Origin of the sequence: Paenibacillus sp. FSL M7-0656 (genome assembly GCF_038003225.1) — a bacterium.
Taxonomy (GTDB): domain Bacteria; phylum Bacillota; class Bacilli; order Paenibacillales; family Paenibacillaceae; genus Paenibacillus; species Paenibacillus amylolyticus.
On the sequence record NZ_JBBOOT010000001.1, the window covers coordinates 5901049 to 5918517 of the forward strand.

Below are 17469 nucleotides of genomic sequence, written 5' to 3' on the forward strand. Positions count from 1 at the left end.
CTCCTTCGGGCAGATGGATGACGGAGAGTCAGCTGTGATCAAAAGTTGTATAGGCCTATATTATATCATTCATTGTTGGGAAGTTTGTTCATGACGTTCTGCAAATGTTCAACGGCTTTGATATGACGTCTGAGCAATTCCTGTCCAACATGAACAGGCTCGATTACGGTCAGCTCGGAACCAAACGACAGCAGGAAGGAGTAGAGCCATTCCCCTACATTCAGTTCGAGAGACACACGGAGCCTGCCATCAGGCTCTTTTTTAATGAGGGTGGGTTCGAAAAAATCATACACTCGGTATGCAATATTGCTGGAGAACGAGAGTGTAAGAGGAATCAGGACAGGAGCTGCCTCTGATTCAAGATCGTTTGATCCGGCAGTAACAGAGTGATCGTGTTTTCTCGCCAGAAAAGTCAACTGGGTGATCCGTTTCATCTTAAATGTCTCGAATTCTTTCCGATCAGGGTCATCATGGATATATCCTTTGAAGTACCACGTACTGTTTTTGAATATAAGTTTCTGTGGCTCCACGGTCGGAATGCTCTTCTCACCATCCGAATTAACATAATGAAACGTAATCAGTTGATTCGTTAATATAGCCTGCTTCACCTGATTGAACAGTTCTCTCTCCTGCAGAGGGATGCTGCCCCATGGTGAGAAATTGAATTCGATCCAATCCAGTTTGTGATCAAAAAGGGCGGTTAACCGTTGCAGCATATGGGCACTGTTAAGATGGGGGATCGCACTGATGCTGTATAGTCCCATCAAAATTTCATTCTGGTCTTCTTCAGACAATAGGGACTTGTCCATGACATAGTTGTCCATAAGATGAATACCGCCATGCTTGCCGGTCGTTGTATAGACGGGAATGCCCGCAGCACTCAACCGATCGATATCGCGGTACACCGTACGTACAGAAATCTCGAACATACGGGCGAGTTCTGGTGCAGTGGCTTTCTTTTTCTCCAATAACAAAAGCAACATTCGAAATAGTCGGTTATTTTCCATGCTCTGATTATACCATGACAACAGGTGTCAGGGTATGGGTGGTACACTGGTGTAAAAGTCTTACCAAGACATTTTGACTCAGATTTATAATTTGTTCTTCATTTATTGGGGAGTAGTGAAGGGGACGATATCGATTCTGAAGAAACGAAGTGTTCGCTAAAAGCTTTCTGTAAGAAAGCTACTTCGGAAGCAAACGCTATCATGGGATTTTTCCATTTAGAAATGGGAATAAAAGAAATCCGAGGATAACAGCGATCAGAAGAACGATTCGTGACCGGAACGGCTACTCGCATAATATCAAGCACTTTATACCGAAATGAGTTAATTATGAAGGAGGAACTGGTCATGACAATGAAAGAAGGATTTTACTGGGGTGGCGCTACGGCTGCCAATCAATTCGAGGGTGGATGGAACCAGGGTGGCAAGGGGCCAAGCACGTCTGACATGATGACAGGGGGAACCCACACGATTCCACGCCGGATTACGCCTGTACTGGAAGAGGGCACGTATTATCCGAGCCATGAAGCGGTTGATTTTTACGGACATTACAAAGAAGATATTGCCATGATGGCAGAGATGGGCTTCAAAATGTTTCGCATGTCCATCAACTGGTCCCGGATCTATCCAAACGGTTATGATCTGGAGCCAAACGAAGAGGGATTGCAGTTCTACGACAATGTTTTTGCCGAGTTGAAAAAGTACAATATTGAGCCGCTCGTAACGATCTCCCATTATGAAACGCCATTCGGTCTGACACAGAAGTATAACGGCTGGGCTTCCCGTGAAGTCATCGACTGTTATATCCGTTATTGTACAACCCTCTTCAACCGTTACAAGGATCAGGTCAAATACTGGCTGACATTCAACGAGATCAACTGTCTGACGATGCCGATGGGTGCATATATGGCTGCAGGTATTCTGTTTGAAGGCAAAGAGACACTGGTCGACGGAGTGGATGATCCACAGACTCGTTTCCAGGCATTACATCACCAATTCGTTGCGAGTGCAAAAGCAGTGAAGCTGGGACATGAGATTAACCCTGATTTCCAGATCGGCTGTATGGTCGCTTTCATGACCACTTATCCCAACACATGTAACCCGGACGATATGTTGCTTGCACAGAAGAAAGACCAAATCTCTAATATGATCTGCGGTGATGTACAGGTTCGTGGAGCGTATCCTGGATTCGCCAAACGTTTCTTCGCCGAAGAAGGTATCCAGATCGAGATGCAACCGGGAGACGAGCAGACTTTGCGTGAAGGTTGCGTAGACTTCTATTCCTTCAGTTATTATATGTCTTTGGTTGAAAGTGCGGATGAGTCCCTCGAGAGAGCAGAAGGTAATCTGCTGGGCGGTATCAAAAATCCATATCTCGAAGCTTCTGACTGGGGCTGGCAGATCGATCCCAAAGGATTGCGTTACACACTGAATCATCTGTATGATCGTTATCAGATTCCACTGATGGTGGTTGAGAATGGCTTGGGTGCTGTCGATGTGGTCCAGGAAGACGGCTCCATTCAGGATGACTATCGCATTGATTATCTGAAAGGTCACATCGAACAGATGAAAGAAGCGGTAGCTGACGGCGTAGATCTGATTGCCTACACCATGTGGGGATGTATCGACCTGGTTAGTGCATCCACTGGAGAGATGAAGAAGCGTTATGGCTTCATTCATGTCAACAAGGACAACGACGGTAACGGAGACTTGAGCAGAACACCGAAGAAGAGTTTCCACTGGTACAAAAAAGTCATTGAATCCAATGGTGAAGAGTTATAAATTGGCTTAAAAATAACCAGACCCGCCTGTTCCCTTAAATGGGACAAGCGGTCCATGTGGTCCTGAACGAGTTCAGGACTACTACATATGAATATAAAAAATACCCGGTTATCCTTCAGTTAAGGAAAGCCGGGTATTTCTTTGTGTAGTTCAATAGCGGGCAGCCTAGGCCAGCCTTCTGCTTTGCAGTTGGGACATGCGCTCCAAATGCCGCCGATAAAACCATATACATGTGGAGAGCCAGCAACCACTTAAGAAGTATCCGCCTACGATATCACTTGGATAATGCACTCCCAAGTAGATACGACTTATACCAATGGTCAGTATAAATAGAGCGCTGGCAACAATCATCAGCACACGTCCGGTGACGGTGGGTACATGTTTCCAGATTAGAAAGGCCAGTCCACCGTACAGGCTAAATGCTGCCATAGAATGCCCACTGGGGAAGCTGTAACCACTCACTTCAATGATCCGGTTAATGGTAGGTCTGGCACGCTGGAATACCAGCTTGAGCAATGCATTTAACAGGGTTGAACCTGCGAGCACACAAGCCAGGAAGAGCAGTTCGCGTTTGTGTCGCAGGAAAATGTATAACACAATCATGGCGATGATGGTAATGAAGACCACTGGCATTTCGCTGCCGATCCAGGTGAAAAGGTGCATGAATTGTGTCATACCAGGGGATTCCAACCCCTGAATCCATCCGATTAAGGTATCATCAAATCGATGAATCTGGTTGTCGCTGATGGACAGGGCGATGCTTATAAAGGCGATCATGCATAACGCTGCAACGAGCAGCGGGAAGGAGATATTCTTTTTCCAGTTGTGCATCAAATGTTGAGTTCCTCCGTGATGGTTGATTTCGTATGTTGTGTCCTTGCGTATGTCGGACATAACGATATTTATATTGTGCTATAATTTTACAATAAATATAGCAACAATAAAAATATGTAACCTTAACAACGCTTATTCAAGCAGAGAATGTAGGAGGGGAGCGGTCGGAATGAAACGACGTTTGGTGATGTGCATGTTGATCTTACTGTTGGTTACGTCTGGGTTAGCTCTATTTCCCGGAGAGAGAGTGTATGCTTGCAGTTGTGTCGAGAGTGATGTTCAAGAGAGATTGAAGACAAACACAACTGTATTTACAGGAGAAGTGGTGAAGAAGGGACGTTCTCAACAGTCGAAGCATGATGGCTTATTAAGAGAGTATACCTTTGATGTAGATACTGCATGGAAGGGGGTTAATGCCAAAAAGATGAAAATTCTCGCGAGTGACGGTGGTTCTGAGTCCTGTGGCATTCAATTTGAAAAGAATCAGTCCTACCTGATCTATGCTTATCAATATGAAGTGGATCATAAGCTTCATACGAATCTGTGCAGTCGCAATGTTCCAATTGAACAAGCCGGAGACGATCTGAAATTGCTGGGTGCGGGAAAGGTTGTAAGTAAAGAAGATTTTGGAGAAACCAAGGATGGTGGTGGGCGAACTGGGCCTTTCTATCTTATTTTATACAGCGCAGTCATTTTATTGGCAGCATTGGCAGTACTGTGGGTCTGGAACCGAAAGAAAAGAATCTGATTGCAGGTCTAATGTAAATTGATAGTTGGATTGTATTACATAAGGTTTGTATGACGGAAAAAGAAACTAATCCCCATACAGAACGTTAAGAAACATTGACGTTCTATACGGGGATTTTCAGGATTGTTGCAGCTAGTTTAACTGCAACATGTATTCATAAGCTGTGACACCAAATACCCGTTTGAAATGTCGGTTCAGATGGGTCAGATCAACAAATCCGCAATCGGCAACAGCAGCATAGACGTCCTTCTGCTTTTCGATGGATTGACGGGCACGCTCCACCTTGCAGTTTAAGAAAAACTGGTAGGGGGATATGCCTGCATGTGCCTTGAATTCACGGATAAATTGAAACTTGGACATGCCAAATTCGGAGCTCAGGTTGTCCAACTTGAGCACATCTTCGGTGCTGCAAAACATGATTTCCTTGGCTTTACGGACCAAGTTGTCCTGAGGCAACCAGAGCTTGGTATCCATTTCCTTCTGAGCCAGCAGGTGAACCAGATCGAAGACCCGTTCGCTGCACTCGGCTTCGTCCTGTCTGAGTTGAACGGCGTCGTTCAGCATCAGGATCTTACGTGCAAGCTCGGGATCATAGACGATGGGACTTCCAAAACGCAATTCCTTTTTGCCTATAATCTCCTCTACCAATTCAGGCTTTAAATACAGCATCACATAGTCAATGCCAGCCTTATCATAGGAGCTTCCATCATGGGACTGTTCACGGTTAAACAACATGACACCATTTTGGTGAGACGCCTGATATTGTCCGTCCAGGTTGTATTGTTGAATGCCACGCAGGGTTACGCCGACCGCATACTCTTCATGGCAATGTTTTTTGTATGCAAAATCAGTAAAGCTGGCGGATAGTGCCAGCACGTCTTGCGACTTTTTATAGTTAAACCGTTCCATGCAGCACACCTCCCAAGCTTTAGATCAATCCGGATACTATAATGGCTGAGTATAACAAAAAAAGTGCCATGAGAATACTCAGTAATTTTTGGTGGCGATTCAGCAACGTTTTGAAAACCGTGCCAAAAACAACCCAACTGGAATAGGCCAGAAAACCAATGAATGTAATGAGCAGCACGAACAGGAACGAAGAAAATGAACTTTGATAAAAGGGCAATACATAACTTGGAATGACAGTGAAAGTAAACAAGACGACCTTTGGATTCACAAATTGCATGATGAAACCGTTCCCAAATCCGGTAACTTGTTTTGGTGTATCCTCGGTGGTACCCATCTTGTAGATCTGGTACGCCAGATACACCATGTACAGGCCGCCGACAATCTGCATCACCTTCAGAATTCCAGGCAACACTCCCGCAAGAAGATGATTAAGAAAAGCTGAAGCGGTAAGCAGCAGACCAAATGCCAACGTAGCTCCCCAGACATAGCGCATTGTTTTTCGTGCGCCAACTATCTGTGTAGAAGAAAGAATTACGATATTGCTGGGGCCGGGGGTAAATGTTACGACGATGCAGTAGATTAAAAAAGATGCAAGATTCATAAGGATGATGCTCTCCTCTGGTTGTAGTTTAGTTCCATGATCATACGTCCAGAGGGAGAAACCATATAGTACATTATTGCAGCGGGTGCATCGTTAGCAACAGGAGCTTGCTTTTAAAAGATACGGGGGGAGTTTTCTTTTTGAATGATTGCGTTTACAATTTAGACGATGTACAAGGTGATCAGACGACTTGAGGAAGTGAACGGAATGAAAAAAATGCTACTTGTTTACATTTTGCTAATCTCAGCATTTGCGTTGTATGTATTGAGGTTTGAATACACCAGTCAGGTAAACAGTTCTTGGGAGGACCGGGGGCTGCGCGGTGATATCGGAGAGACGTATATCATGATTACATTCCAGTCCGGGCTGGAGTATTGGAAGAGCCCGCTCAAAGGTTTCGAGGATGCCGCGGATGCGCTTGGCGTGACCGTAGAATATCGCGGGGCTACCCGGTATGATGCGAAGGAGCAGACCATGGTAATCGAGCAGGCTATCGCTCGCAAGCCCGCAGGCATTGCTATATCTGCAATCGATCCTCAATCGTTAGTTCCAGCGATTAACAAGGCAATCGACGCAGATATCCCTGTTGTATTATTTGACGCGGATGCACCCGATAGCCAGGCCTATTCTTTTCTTGGGACAGATAATTACAAGTCGGGTGTAATGGCTGCCGATAAAATGGCTGAACTGCTGGGTCGTGAGGGAGAGGTCGCGGTATTAACCTTGCCCGGACAACAAAATCATGAAGAGCGCACGAAGGGTTTCCGCGATACGATCAAGGCGAGATACCCTTCCATGCAGATTGTTGAAGTTGCAGACGGACACGGTGATGCGATGGTATCCAGAGACGAAACAATCAGAATGATGAAGGAACATCCCGAGCTGGCAGGAATTTTTGTGACTGAAGCTACCGGAGGGGCAGGAGCGGGGGAAGCCGTTCAAACTCTCGGGGACAGACATCCATTGCAGATTATTTCGTTTGATACAAATAAGACTACATTGGATATGATCAAGAACGGTACGATCTCAGCTACAATTGCACAGGGAACCTGGAATATGGGATATTGGTCACTCCAATATCTGTTCCATCTGCATCACCAGTTAACGGTTCCTGCCCCATCCTCATCCGGTGAAAATGCACCGCTTCCCGTGATGGTGGACACAGGGATCTCTGTGGTGACACGCTCGGATGTGGATGATTACTATGCCAAATAACAAGAAATATTTCAAGAGTCCAATGCCTTGGAGTAGGAGAGCAATTCTCTCCACTTTCAGGAACGGGATTCGGCGTTTACGCTTGCGTAATATGCCCCTTAGGTACCAGCTGATGCTGCTTTTTCTGTTATTCGCCATTGTGCCTTCCGTAGGGCTTGGGTTGCTTGTGAACTGGACGGTGGAGCGGGTTGTTGAACGACAGGTTGAAGGGCATACCATGCAACTGATTGGCAAAGTGAATGAAGCTCTGAACAGCAAAATGGAGAATTTGCAAAACATGACCTATCTGATTGCATTTGACCCGGAGATTGATGCTTTTATGAACGACAAAATGCCACTGAATGATGATGCAGGTATCGAACCGATGAACATGGACACCAATGCCGAAACGGAGCAAAATCGGTTATATGGCATCAAACAGACCTTGCAGGGATTCACAACGTTGTATCCTGAAATCGCCGGGATTGTTCTTGTCAATGCAAGTGGTGACTATATTAGCAACGAGATGTATCCCCGAGTGGAACAGAGCCTGATTCAGGAAAATTGGTATCAAAAAGCTTCGGCCAATCCGGGCATCTTCACGGTGTTGGGTCAGCCGAAAGAGCGTAATCTCACGACACATGTACGGTACAAGGATGATGAGATTGTATCGGTTGCGCGTTCCATAACGGATGAAGCGTCAGGACGTGTGCGGGGCGTTATTATGATTGATCTTAAACTTAGGTCCGTCTCTCAGGCTGCCCGTAATGTAACCTTGGGGAAATCCGGTTATGTGATGGTGACGGATGCAGAAGGTCAAAGTGTATACAAACCTGAGCATCCGCTAATAGAACACATTCCCACAGACTGGTTCCCCTCTGGTGAGAGTGGAACATTTACCGCCGAAACAGAAGGTGGAACGTTATTATTCATGTATCAGTCGTCTACCTTTACAGGTTGGAGAACGGTAGGGGTATTTCCCACAAGAGACTCGATATCCGAAGTACGCCAAATCCAGTTTTACGTGGTTAGCTTTGTATTTGTGGTGTGTTTGTTTGGCCTGAGCGCCTCTTTATGGTTCTCCCGTTCCATCGCTCAGCCCATTTTCCGGCTCATGTCCTATATGCGCAGGGCGGAGACCGGCAATCTCAGACCAGGCCGCTGGAGCGATCGCGCTGATGAGATTGGCATGCTTGGCAACAGTTATAACCGCATGCTGGCACAGATTAGACAACTGATATCACTAAATGAATTGCGGGAGCGGCAGAAGCGCGACGCTGAAATGCGAAGTTTGCAGGAGCATATCAAACCACACTTTTTGTACAATACCTTGGATACGATTCATTGGATGGCACGCAAAGAGGGTGCAGAAGATGTGTCCGTCATGGTTGGCGCGTTATCTCGATTATTTCGCATAGGGCTTAGTAAAGGACAGGATTACATTCCGCTGCATTCGGAGATTGAGCATATGACCAGCTATCTGCAAATTCAGCAGACACGATACCGCGATCGTCTTCAGTATACATTGAATATTCCAGAGGAAATGCGGGACCTTTTTGTGTTAAAGCTGCTGCTTCAGCCGCTAATAGAGAATGCAATCTATCATGGAATCAAGGGCAGGCGTGGGCCGGGACACATTAGGGTGGAGGCCAGATTGGAACATAACAGACTGCTACTGACCGTTCAGGATAATGGAGCAGGCATGTCCAACGAACGGCTTGCCGAGATGCAGCATCTGCTCGAAGCTCCTTTGGCAAGTTTGGAAGCGTCTTCGCCGGGGATAACAGGTAAAAGTTATGGAATGTTGAACGTGCAAGCCCGTCTTCGGCTGTCCTTTGGCGATGAGTACGGAATTGAACTGGATAGCCAGGAAGGGGAAGGAACGAGTGTGACCATCATTCATCCGTTGATGCGAGAGCTCCCACCAACCAAGCAAATCAATAACGAAGAGAGGCAGGAGAGTGAATGGGGAAATTCATGAAATCGACCGTGACAACTTCCACTGAAACAGATGAGACATCCACATTGACTACAGTAATGGAGATTACGCCGGATAGCCATGTGGCGAAGAAATTCCGCGTGCTCATCGCTGATGATGAACCGATCATTCGTGAGGGGATTCGAGATGCCATTGACTGGACAACTCTCGGGATGGAGGTTGTAGGTGAAGCCGAAGATGGCGAGGAAGCGCTGGAACGCGCGGCTGATCTGGGTGTGGATATTGTTCTCGTCGATATGAATATGCCATTCCTGAACGGAATCGAACTAATCCGTGCCCTTCAGCAGAAGTGCCCGGGCTGTCGTTACCTGATCATCTCGGGACATGATGAATTTGCATATGCGCAGGAGGCGGTTCGTCTTGGCGTAGAGGATTACATCTTAAAACCTGTGCAAGCAGAACAATTATATGCTGCACTTGAGCGATTGCATCAGCGACTTACTGAAGAGCACCAGAGGACGGCATATGTACAACAGGCAGCTCATCAGATTGAACGTAATATCCCGTTGCTTCGCCAGCGATTTATGCTGGAGTGGCTGGAGGGGCAGGCTGAAGGGAGGGATCTGACGGAGCAACTTGTGTTTTTGCGGCTGCCCGCCGTCCCACCTGTGCAGATCGGGGTCGTACGCTGGCCTGCCGCTGAAGCTCGTCAGACGATACTGAGAGAGAATGATCGTCAGTTGTTTCTGTTTGCAGTGGAAAATATAATTAGTGAACTGCTGGGGGACGTGCCACATGTCCTGTTTCGGGACATAAGCGGGTTGATCGGCATGTGTCTGTGGCAGGAAGCCCCTGAAGAAATAGAGTCCCTTCTGGAACAGCAGATTAGTTCTTGCCTGAATATTGCCATTCATGCTCATGTGGAGACACATGCAGGGACACTGGAAGAAACGCCGGATACGTACCGTCATTGCCGTGAAAGGGTATTCGGGGAAGTGGAGTTGTCGCCTCTAGTTCGTCGGGCAAGACAACTTATTCACGAAGAATATGCCGAGCGTGAACTGACCCTGGAATCGCTCGCTTCCCGTCTACAAGTATCTGCCGTATATCTTAGTCGTGTGCTGAAGAAAGAGCTGAATGATTCCTTTGTCACGCTTGTCACGCATGCTCGCATTCGTAAGGCTATACAGTTATTAGATTCAACAACACTGCCGATCCACACCATAGCTGAGCGTGTAGGTTATGACACACAACATTATTTCAGCACTGCATTTAAGAAAACAATGGGCATTTCGCCTGTGCAGTATCGAAAGAACGGGGGGACAGCCTATCATCCTTCTGCGAATTAAATATCGTATTACAGTTGTTCACTTAGACATGTGATAAATGAGATGGATGTGTTCTACTTCGTGTGAAGCGAAGTGGAGCATGTCCTTTTTTTTGACTCTGGAATGGTATCTCGTGGATCAAACTTGTACTTTAAGCGTTTCCATCAAAAGTTAAATTTTTATAAAAAAGGTTCAAAACGTGCAAAGACCTTGCGGCATCTCCAATGCTACGATTGGTCTCAGATAGGAACAGCAAGCAACAGGATGCACTACATGTATTGTAAGCGTTATCTTATAACTCATTCAGAACCGTATGACGTGAGGAAAGGGGAACTTCATATGAAAAAAGGAGCAATGCTCATCTGGCTTCTGGTGATGACCTTGATGCTCTCGGCCTGCAATCTGGCAGAGAGTGGCCCAGGCAGCAAAGAAAAGGGATATGTCGGTATATCGATGCCAACCAAATCATCAGAACGATGGGTGGGAGACGGGGAGAACATGGTCCGTCTGTTTCAGGAGCAGGGGTACAAAACCGATCTTCAGTATGCTGAGGATGTGGTCGAGAATCAGATTTCACAGATTGAAAACATGATCACCAAAGGTGTGGATGTGATGGTCATCGCGTCCGTGGATGGCAACACATTAACGGATGTAATCAAGAAAGCGCATGACGAAGGGATACAAGTGATCTCGTATGATCGGCTCATTCGCAATACGCCATACTTAACCTATTACGCCACGTTCGACAATTTTAAGGTGGGTGTGCTTCAAGCCTCCTACATCGAACAAAAGCTTGGGCTCAAGGATGGAAAAGGACCGTATAACATTGAGCTGTTTGGTGGCTCTCCTGATGATAATAACGCCTATTTCTTCTTCGACGGTGCGATGTCTGTGCTGAAGCCGTACATCGATTCCGGCAAACTGGTGGTACGCAGCAAGCAGATGACGATGGCCCAGATTGCGACCTTACGCTGGGACGGGGCACTGGCCCAGTCACGGATGGATAACCTGCTGAGTGCTTATTACTCGGGTGATAATCTGGATGCAGTATTATCTCCTTATGATGGAATCAGTATTGGTATCATCTCATCCTTGAAAGGGATTGGTTATGGTACTTCGAACAAACCGTTGCCCGTTATTACAGGACAGGATGCCGAACTTGCCTCGATCAAGTCGATTGTGGCCGGGGAACAGACGCAGACGGTGTTCAAGGATACACGGAAGCTAGCGGAGAAGACGGTAGAGATGGCCAATAGTATTTTGCAAGGAAAACAGGCGGAAGTTAATGACAAAAAATCATATAACAACGGAATTGAGGTTGTTCCGGCGTATCTCTTGGATCCCATCTCGGTGGACCGTACAAATGTGGAGCAGGATATCGTTGGTACACAGTATTACACGAAGGAAGAAATCGGACTGAAATAATAAATGAAAGGAGCACATCCCATGGCCGGAATCATTCTGGAAATGAAAAACATCACCAAAACCTTTCCTGGCGTCAAAGCGCTGGAAAATGTCAATCTGAAAGTCCGTGAAGGCGAAATTCATTCCATATGTGGTGAAAATGGCGCAGGTAAATCTACGTTGATGAAGGTACTGAGTGGTGTATATCCACATGGCACGTATGAAGGCGACATTTTATTTCAGGGCAAAAATTGTGAGTTCAAGGATATTAAGCAGAGCGAGGATCTGGGAATCGTCATTATCCATCAGGAGTTGGCCCTTATTCCCTACCTTTCAATCGCGGAAAATATATATCTGGGCAACGAGCGTGCGAGCAGAGGAATTGTCAACTGGAAGGAAACTTTTGTAGGTACACGAGAACTGCTCTCGAAGGTGGGACTGAGCGAAAATCCAAACACGCTGGTATCCAGCATCGGGGTAGGCAAGCAGCAACTGGTCGAAATTGCGAAAGCGCTCTCCAAAAAGGTGCGGCTGCTTATTCTGGATGAGCCAACCGCTGCACTGAACGAGGACGACAGTGAAAATCTGCTGCAGTTGATGCTGGAATTCAAGAAACAGGGTATCGCCTGTATCCTGATCTCACACAAGCTGAATGAGGTATCCAAGGTATCCGATTCGGTGACTATTTTACGGGATGGCAAGACAATTGAGACGTTGGATATGAAGAAGGAAAAAGTGACGGAGGACCGGATTATTAGCGGAATGGTAGGACGTGATCTCACTAGCCGTTATCCGGAGCGTCATGCGACCATTGGTGAAGTTATCCTTGAGGTAAAGGACTGGACGGTATATCACGAACATCATGCCGAGCGGAAGGTACTGGATCAGATCCATATGAATATCAGACGTGGTGAGATTGTAGGTATTGCCGGGCTGATGGGCGCTGGGCGTACCGAACTTGCCATGAGTATATTTGGCAAATCCTATGGCCGGAATATTTCGGGTCAACTCATTAAGAATGGTAAACCGATCCACAACAATACCGTCACAGAGGCTATTCAGAATGGGTTTGCTTATGTGACAGAAGACCGCAAGGAATACGGACTCATTCTGATGGATGACATCAAGCGCAATATTTCCTTAACGGGTCTGAGCAAGCTGACGCGAAACGCAGTAGTGAACGAGCGTGAAGAAGTACTGGTGGCGGAAAAGATGAAGAAAAGCATGAACATCAAAGCACCAAGTATTTTGCAGAAGACCGGTAATCTGAGTGGAGGCAACCAGCAAAAAGTGGTGCTCAGCAAATGGATTTTTGCCGGACCAGATATTCTTATCCTGGATGAACCTACCCGCGGTATCGATGTGGGAGCGAAATTCGAAATCTATACGATCATTCATCGGCTTGCTGCTGAAGGCAAGGGCGTACTGGTAATCTCATCCGAGCTTCCGGAGGTTCTTGGCCTGTGTGACCGGATCTATGTGATGAATGCCGGGCGAATCACCGGTGAAGTCAGCCGGGAGCAAGCATCACAGGAAACGTTGATGAGATATATGACCAAGTCTGGAGGCGGCAAGCATGGAAATGATAACAAAACTGTTCAAAAATAATATCCGTCAATACGGTATGATTATTGCCTTGGTAGTGATTATGCTTTTGTTCGAGGTACTTACAAGCGGGCTGTTGCTCAAGCCGATTAATATTACAAATTTGATTTTGCAGAACAGTTACATTTTGGTGCTGGCGATCGGAATGGTGCTGGTCATCATTACCGGGCATATTGACCTGTCTGTTGGTTCCATTGCAGCTTTTGTTGGTGCCGTTGCCGCAATTATGATGGTTGATTGGCAGCTTCCGGCTTGGCTTGCAGTCATCGCTTCCTTGCTGGTTGGTGCTTTGATCGGTGCATGGCAAGGCTTCTGGATCGCCTATGTGCGAATTCCGGCATTTATCGTGACGCTGGCAGGTATGCTGCTGTTCCGTGGCTTGACGATGATCGTGCTGGAGGGGCAATCGATCTCTCCTTTCCCGGGTGGTTTCCAGAAAATAAGCTCTGGCTTCTTGGCGGACATTCAATTCTCAGGTTTCGGTCTGGTGTCTATCATTGTGGGTCTTGTGCTCACCGTTTGGTACATTGTCAATGAACTGCGGGAACGCCGTTCCCAGCGAAAATATGGATTCGAGGTCGTGTCAAAGGGACTATTTTTGCTCAAGTTGATTGTGGTGGCTGTTGTGACAAATCTGTTTACGTTTGTACTCGCAAGTTATGCAGGTATTCCAAATATCCTGGTCCTGCTGTTTGTCCTGATCGTTGTGTACTCCTTCGTTATGAATCGTACTGTCATGGGACGGCATGTGTATGCGCTTGGAGGTAATGAGAAGGCCGCAGGTCTGTCTGGAGTCAAAACAAAAAAGGTAACCTTCTGGGTTTTCGTGAACATGGGTACACTTGCCGCGGTATCCGGGTTGATCTTCGCCGCACGTCTGAATGCAGCTACGCCAAGAGCGGGTACCAACTTCGAGTTGGATGCCATTGCGGCCTGCTTCATCGGTGGTGCTTCCGCTTCAGGGGGCATAGGTACGGTATTTGGTGCCATCATCGGTGGTTTAGTTATGGGTGTGCTGAATAACGGGATGTCCCTGATTGGTCTCGGTATTGACTGGCAACAGGGGATTAAGGGATTGGTACTACTGCTCGCTGTAGCGTTTGATATCTATAATAAAAATAAAAGATCAGCGTAACACTTGGTAAAATGAAAAAACAGACCTTGATCTCAGAATCAGGTCTGTTTTGCTGTATGCACAACTTAGTTACATTAAGGCATCGAGGAAACGTGTGGCGATGCCAAAATAGATAAACAGGGACAAGATATCATTCAATGTGGTGATTAACGGGCCAGAGGCAACAGCCGGGTCGACTTTGAAACGACTAAGCAGAAGCGGGATGCATGTACCGGTCAGTGTACCAATGACCAGAGTGAGGAACAGAGATACCCCAATAATGGCGCCCAGTAGCCAGTCCCCTTGCCAGAAATAAGCGATGACGGTGATCAGCAATCCACATACCAAGCCGATCATTATGCCTACCTTGATCTCCCGACCAATCAGTGCGAGTACGGTGGCTTTGTCGAGCTTGCGTCCGATCAGTCCGCGTACCACAACAGCCAGAGACTGCGTTCCTGTGTTACCGGTCATACCTGCGATCATCGGCATGAAAAATGCCAATGCCACAACCTGATTGAGTGTATCCTCAAAGAAATCCACAATACTTCCCGAGATTAGACCAATCAATAGAAGCAAGATGAGCCAGGGAAGCCTGCGTCTGACGGCCACGAGTGGTTTAGTATCAAAGTCGATATCCTTGCTGCCGCCCCCCATCTTGGCCAAATCTTCACTGGCTTCATCCATAATAATATCGATGACATCATCCATCTGAATGATACCGCATAACCTGTGATTTTCATCCACCACCGGAAGTGCAATAAACTCATAACGCTGTAGAAGCTGTGCTGCTTCTTCCTGGTCCATATCTACCGTTGCATGGATCACCCGCCGGGTCATCAGTTCTTCAACCTGGGTCTTATCGTCAGCCAGGGCAAGGGATCGATAACTCACGACACCGACCAGTTTACCTTCATTATCGGTTACATAGAGATAACTGGAGGCTGAGATATGCATGGTACCTTGCGATTGTCGTAAGGCTTCCTTGGCTGTCTCATGAGCGAGCAGGGTCCGATATTGATCTGTCATGATCCGTCCAGCCGTCTCCGGCGGGTAATTAAGCACGGATCGGATAATGGCAGAGTGGTCCAGATTCATGTTGGACAGCAATTCTTCTCTGCGTTTGGCAGGTAAATCGTGCATGAACCGAATCAGATCACTTTTGTCCATCTGCTGCATGACTTCAAGTGTTCGTTCCGGCCCAAGTCGTTCAAACAGTTGAATCTGTTCGTGCAGCTTCAAGGTCTCGGCGAGATCCGCCAGAGCATCGGGTTTGAATAGGAGCAGAAACCGATTGGTTTCTTCTTCAGGGAACTTTTTATATACGAGTGAGAGGTCGTAGGGATGTAGTTCTTTCACCAATTTATAGAAATCGGGAAGGTTCCGGGATTGTACATGTTGCACGAGTTGTTCGGTGATCTCCTCCACGGAGAAATCTTTCTTGGTATGAGGTCTGTTCATATCGACACTCCTTTCTGAATGATCAACTTCATATTTTTAAACGGAATGGGTTGAAAGTCAAACAACGAAGGGAAAAAGGGAGCGCCAAAAATAATATTGTAATCTTGCTCACCTATTCGATATGGGCTTACAAACAGCCGCTTCAAGGATATACTTGTTGTACAGAAACAGACGAGGAGGACATGCGCTAGTGGAAGTAGATATCAGAACACAATTGCTCAGCATGGTTGAGCCGGAGTATCAAAAATTCTCGGCCGCACTTATTCCCAACATCACGAATGTACTTGGTGTAAGGTTGCCAGCCTTACGAAAAATTGCCAAGCAGCTTGCCGCCGGGGACTGGCGCACGTATTTGGAAACGGCAGAGGATGAATATTTTGAAGAAGTGATGTTGCAAGCGATGGTCATTGGACATGTACAGGCTGATCTGGACGAGCTGTTAAAGGCTATTGAAACATTTGTACCGAAGATTGACAACTGGTCGGTGTGTGACAGCTTCTGTGCGGGACTGAAATATACGAAGGTCCATTCGGAGTCCATGTGGGCGTTCTTGCAGCCGTATCTGAGATCAGATCAGGAATATGAAATCCGGTTTGGTGTGGTAATGCTGTTGAATTTTTATCTGAATGAGCGATATATCGATCAGGTTCTATCTGCATTGGATCAGATTAGGCACGAGGCGTATTATGTGAAAATGGCAGTGGCTTGGGCCATCTCAATGGCTTATGTGAAACAACCTGAGGTGACTATGCGTTATTTGAACCGTAATACCCTGGATGATTTTACGTATAATAAGGCACTTCAGAAAATCACGGAATCTTATCGCGTTGATCCAGAGAGCAAGCAAATGATCCGCAGTATGAAACGTAAGGTGAAGAAGCAGGTTACCTCCTAGTTCTAGCATTAAGCATTCCACCAGGGAGAGGGCGGTAAACGAATGAGAAAAAAGTTGATGTACACCACGATGCAGTTGGACGGTCGTCCATGGGTACTGCTCGCTACGGAACAGGGATTGTGCCGAGTGGTCATGCCCAACGAAACATTGGAAGATTGGAATGGCTGGATACAGAAAGTTGCACCTGGCGTGGAACTGGAAGAGAACGAGGATGCTCTGAAACAAACAGGTATGATGGATTGGTTGCAGTCCTATTTTGCAGGGGAACCCATGGCTTATACAGATGCGATCCCACTGGACTTGATCGGAACGAACTTCCAGCAGGAGGTATGGAGAGAGCTAGGGCGTGTGCCTTATGGTGAAATTCGGACCTATGGTGACATTGCCGCTGCAATTGGAAGACCTTCAGCTGTGCGAGCAGTTGGTGCTGCCAATGGGGCCAATCCAATTCCGGTTCTGCTACCATGCCACCGCATTATTGGGGCTAATCGCAAGCTGACCGGGTTCCGTGGTGGTTTGGAAATGAAACGCAGACTGCTGGATATCGAACAGATTGAAGGCGTGACCGATGGAGGGCATGCGCGGTTTCATTTTTAATAGACTCGACGTAACCAAGAAGATTAAGGTGATTGGACGGGGCAGGCACGTATT

15 protein-coding genes are annotated in these 17469 nt (G+C 46.8%); 10 read left to right on the forward strand and 5 right to left on the reverse strand.

The window, feature by feature from the left end; all coding sequences use genetic code 11:
- Positions 1-65 precede the first annotated feature (65 nt).
- Positions 66-1007, reverse strand: a complete 942-nt coding sequence (locus MHI01_RS25990; protein ID WP_340984417.1) for a helix-turn-helix transcriptional regulator — start codon at positions 1005-1007, stop codon at positions 66-68.
- Between the two features lie 345 nt (positions 1008-1352).
- On the opposite strand from MHI01_RS25990, the gene MHI01_RS25995 reads away from it, so the two are divergent.
- A complete protein-coding gene (locus MHI01_RS25995; RefSeq protein WP_282320468.1) occupies positions 1353-2786 on the forward strand; it encodes a glycoside hydrolase family 1 protein in 1434 nt (477 codons plus the stop codon).
- A 165-nt stretch (positions 2787-2951) separates the two neighbouring features.
- Here MHI01_RS25995 and MHI01_RS26000 read toward each other — a convergent pair whose 3' ends face one another.
- Entirely contained in the window at positions 2952-3617 is a 666-nt protein-coding gene (locus tag MHI01_RS26000) for a phosphatase PAP2 family protein (protein WP_340984418.1), read from the reverse strand.
- A gap of 172 nt (positions 3618-3789) precedes the next feature.
- Here MHI01_RS26000 and MHI01_RS26005 point away from each other — a divergent pair, with 172 nt between their 5' ends.
- Positions 3790-4368, forward strand: coding sequence for a hypothetical protein (locus MHI01_RS26005; protein WP_340984419.1), 579 nt, complete (start codon positions 3790-3792; stop codon positions 4366-4368).
- Between the two features lie 132 nt (positions 4369-4500).
- On the opposite strand, the gene MHI01_RS26010 is transcribed toward MHI01_RS26005, so the two are convergent.
- On the reverse strand, positions 4501-5277 hold the full coding sequence (locus MHI01_RS26010; protein WP_340984421.1) for an AraC family transcriptional regulator: 777 nt from the start codon (positions 5275-5277) through the stop codon (positions 4501-4503).
- A 19-nt stretch (positions 5278-5296) separates the two neighbouring features.
- Positions 5297-5878 (reverse strand): LysE family translocator, encoded by a 582-nt coding sequence (locus MHI01_RS26015; protein ID WP_340984422.1) that lies wholly within the window; start codon positions 5876-5878, stop codon positions 5297-5299.
- A 207-nt stretch (positions 5879-6085) separates the two neighbouring features.
- On the opposite strand from MHI01_RS26015, the gene MHI01_RS26020 reads away from it, so the two are divergent.
- From MHI01_RS26020 to mmsB, 6 genes are all read left to right on the forward strand, one after another.
- Complete coding sequence (locus MHI01_RS26020; protein WP_127549846.1) at positions 6086-7093, forward strand: substrate-binding domain-containing protein; 1008 nt, start codon at positions 6086-6088, stop codon at positions 7091-7093.
- 91 nt (positions 7094-7184) lie between these two features.
- Complete coding sequence (locus MHI01_RS26025) at positions 7185-9053, forward strand: cache domain-containing sensor histidine kinase (protein WP_445744911.1); 1869 nt, start codon at positions 7185-7187, stop codon at positions 9051-9053.
- A 56-nt stretch (positions 9054-9109) separates the two neighbouring features.
- Complete coding sequence (locus MHI01_RS26030; RefSeq protein ID WP_340984908.1) at positions 9110-10360, forward strand: response regulator; 1251 nt, start codon at positions 9110-9112, stop codon at positions 10358-10360.
- Positions 10361-10678: 318 nt separating this feature from the next.
- Entirely contained in the window at positions 10679-11764 is a 1086-nt protein-coding gene (gene chvE, locus MHI01_RS26035; protein WP_339186070.1) for a multiple monosaccharide ABC transporter substrate-binding protein, read from the forward strand.
- Positions 11765-11785: 21 nt separating this feature from the next.
- Complete coding sequence (gene mmsA / locus MHI01_RS26040) at positions 11786-13351, forward strand: multiple monosaccharide ABC transporter ATP-binding protein (RefSeq protein ID WP_047844003.1); 1566 nt, start codon at positions 11786-11788, stop codon at positions 13349-13351.
- Complete coding sequence (mmsB, locus tag MHI01_RS26045; RefSeq protein WP_340984423.1) at positions 13320-14483, forward strand: multiple monosaccharide ABC transporter permease; 1164 nt, start codon at positions 13320-13322, stop codon at positions 14481-14483. Before mmsA ends, mmsB begins: the two co-directional genes overlap by 32 nt.
- 69 nt (positions 14484-14552) lie before the next feature.
- Here mmsB and mgtE read toward each other — a convergent pair whose 3' ends face one another.
- Positions 14553-15923 (reverse strand): magnesium transporter, encoded by a 1371-nt coding sequence (gene mgtE / locus MHI01_RS26050; RefSeq protein ID WP_127549853.1) that lies wholly within the window; start codon positions 15921-15923, stop codon positions 14553-14555.
- Positions 15924-16113: 190 nt separating this feature from the next.
- Between mgtE and MHI01_RS26055 the strand changes: the two genes are divergently transcribed.
- Together MHI01_RS26055 and MHI01_RS26060 are read left to right on the forward strand one after the other, a co-directional pair.
- Positions 16114-16818: a DNA alkylation repair protein gene (locus MHI01_RS26055; RefSeq protein WP_340984426.1), complete on the forward strand. Its 705-nt coding sequence runs from the start codon at positions 16114-16116 to the stop codon at positions 16816-16818.
- Positions 16819-16860: 42 nt separating this feature from the next.
- Complete coding sequence (locus tag MHI01_RS26060) at positions 16861-17415, forward strand: methylated-DNA--[protein]-cysteine S-methyltransferase (RefSeq protein ID WP_036617114.1); 555 nt, start codon at positions 16861-16863, stop codon at positions 17413-17415.
- Positions 17416-17469: the final 54 nt, after the last annotated feature.

Bases quoted from the DNA above. Each gene is read 5' to 3' on its own strand.
- MHI01_RS26025 (WP_445744911.1), top strand. From the start codon at position 7,185: ATGCCCCTTAGGTACCAGCTGATGCTGCTTTTTCTGTTATTCGCCATT.
- MHI01_RS26005 (WP_340984419.1), top strand. From the start codon at position 3,790: ATGAAACGACGTTTGGTGATGTGCATGTTGATCTTACTGTTGGTTACG.
- MHI01_RS26000 (WP_340984418.1), bottom strand. From the start codon at position 3,617: ATGCACAACTGGAAAAAGAATATCTCCTTCCCGCTGCTCGTTGCAGCG.
- mmsA (WP_047844003.1), top strand. From the start codon at position 11,786: ATGGCCGGAATCATTCTGGAAATGAAAAACATCACCAAAACCTTTCCT.
- MHI01_RS26010 (WP_340984421.1), bottom strand. From the start codon at position 5,277: ATGGAACGGTTTAACTATAAAAAGTCGCAAGACGTGCTGGCACTATCC.
- MHI01_RS26020 (WP_127549846.1), top strand. From the start codon at position 6,086: ATGAAAAAAATGCTACTTGTTTACATTTTGCTAATCTCAGCATTTGCG.
- MHI01_RS25995 (WP_282320468.1), top strand. From the start codon at position 1,353: ATGACAATGAAAGAAGGATTTTACTGGGGTGGCGCTACGGCTGCCAAT.
- mgtE (WP_127549853.1), bottom strand. From the start codon at position 15,923: ATGAACAGACCTCATACCAAGAAAGATTTCTCCGTGGAGGAGATCACC.
- chvE (WP_339186070.1), top strand. From the start codon at position 10,679: ATGAAAAAAGGAGCAATGCTCATCTGGCTTCTGGTGATGACCTTGATG.
- mmsB (WP_340984423.1), top strand. From the start codon at position 13,320: ATGGAAATGATAACAAAACTGTTCAAAAATAATATCCGTCAATACGGT.
- MHI01_RS25990 (WP_340984417.1), bottom strand. From the start codon at position 1,007: ATGGAAAATAACCGACTATTTCGAATGTTGCTTTTGTTATTGGAGAAA.
- MHI01_RS26030 (WP_340984908.1), top strand. From the start codon at position 9,110: ATGGAGATTACGCCGGATAGCCATGTGGCGAAGAAATTCCGCGTGCTC.
- MHI01_RS26060 (WP_036617114.1), top strand. From the start codon at position 16,861: ATGAGAAAAAAGTTGATGTACACCACGATGCAGTTGGACGGTCGTCCA.
- MHI01_RS26015 (WP_340984422.1), bottom strand. From the start codon at position 5,878: ATGAATCTTGCATCTTTTTTAATCTACTGCATCGTCGTAACATTTACC.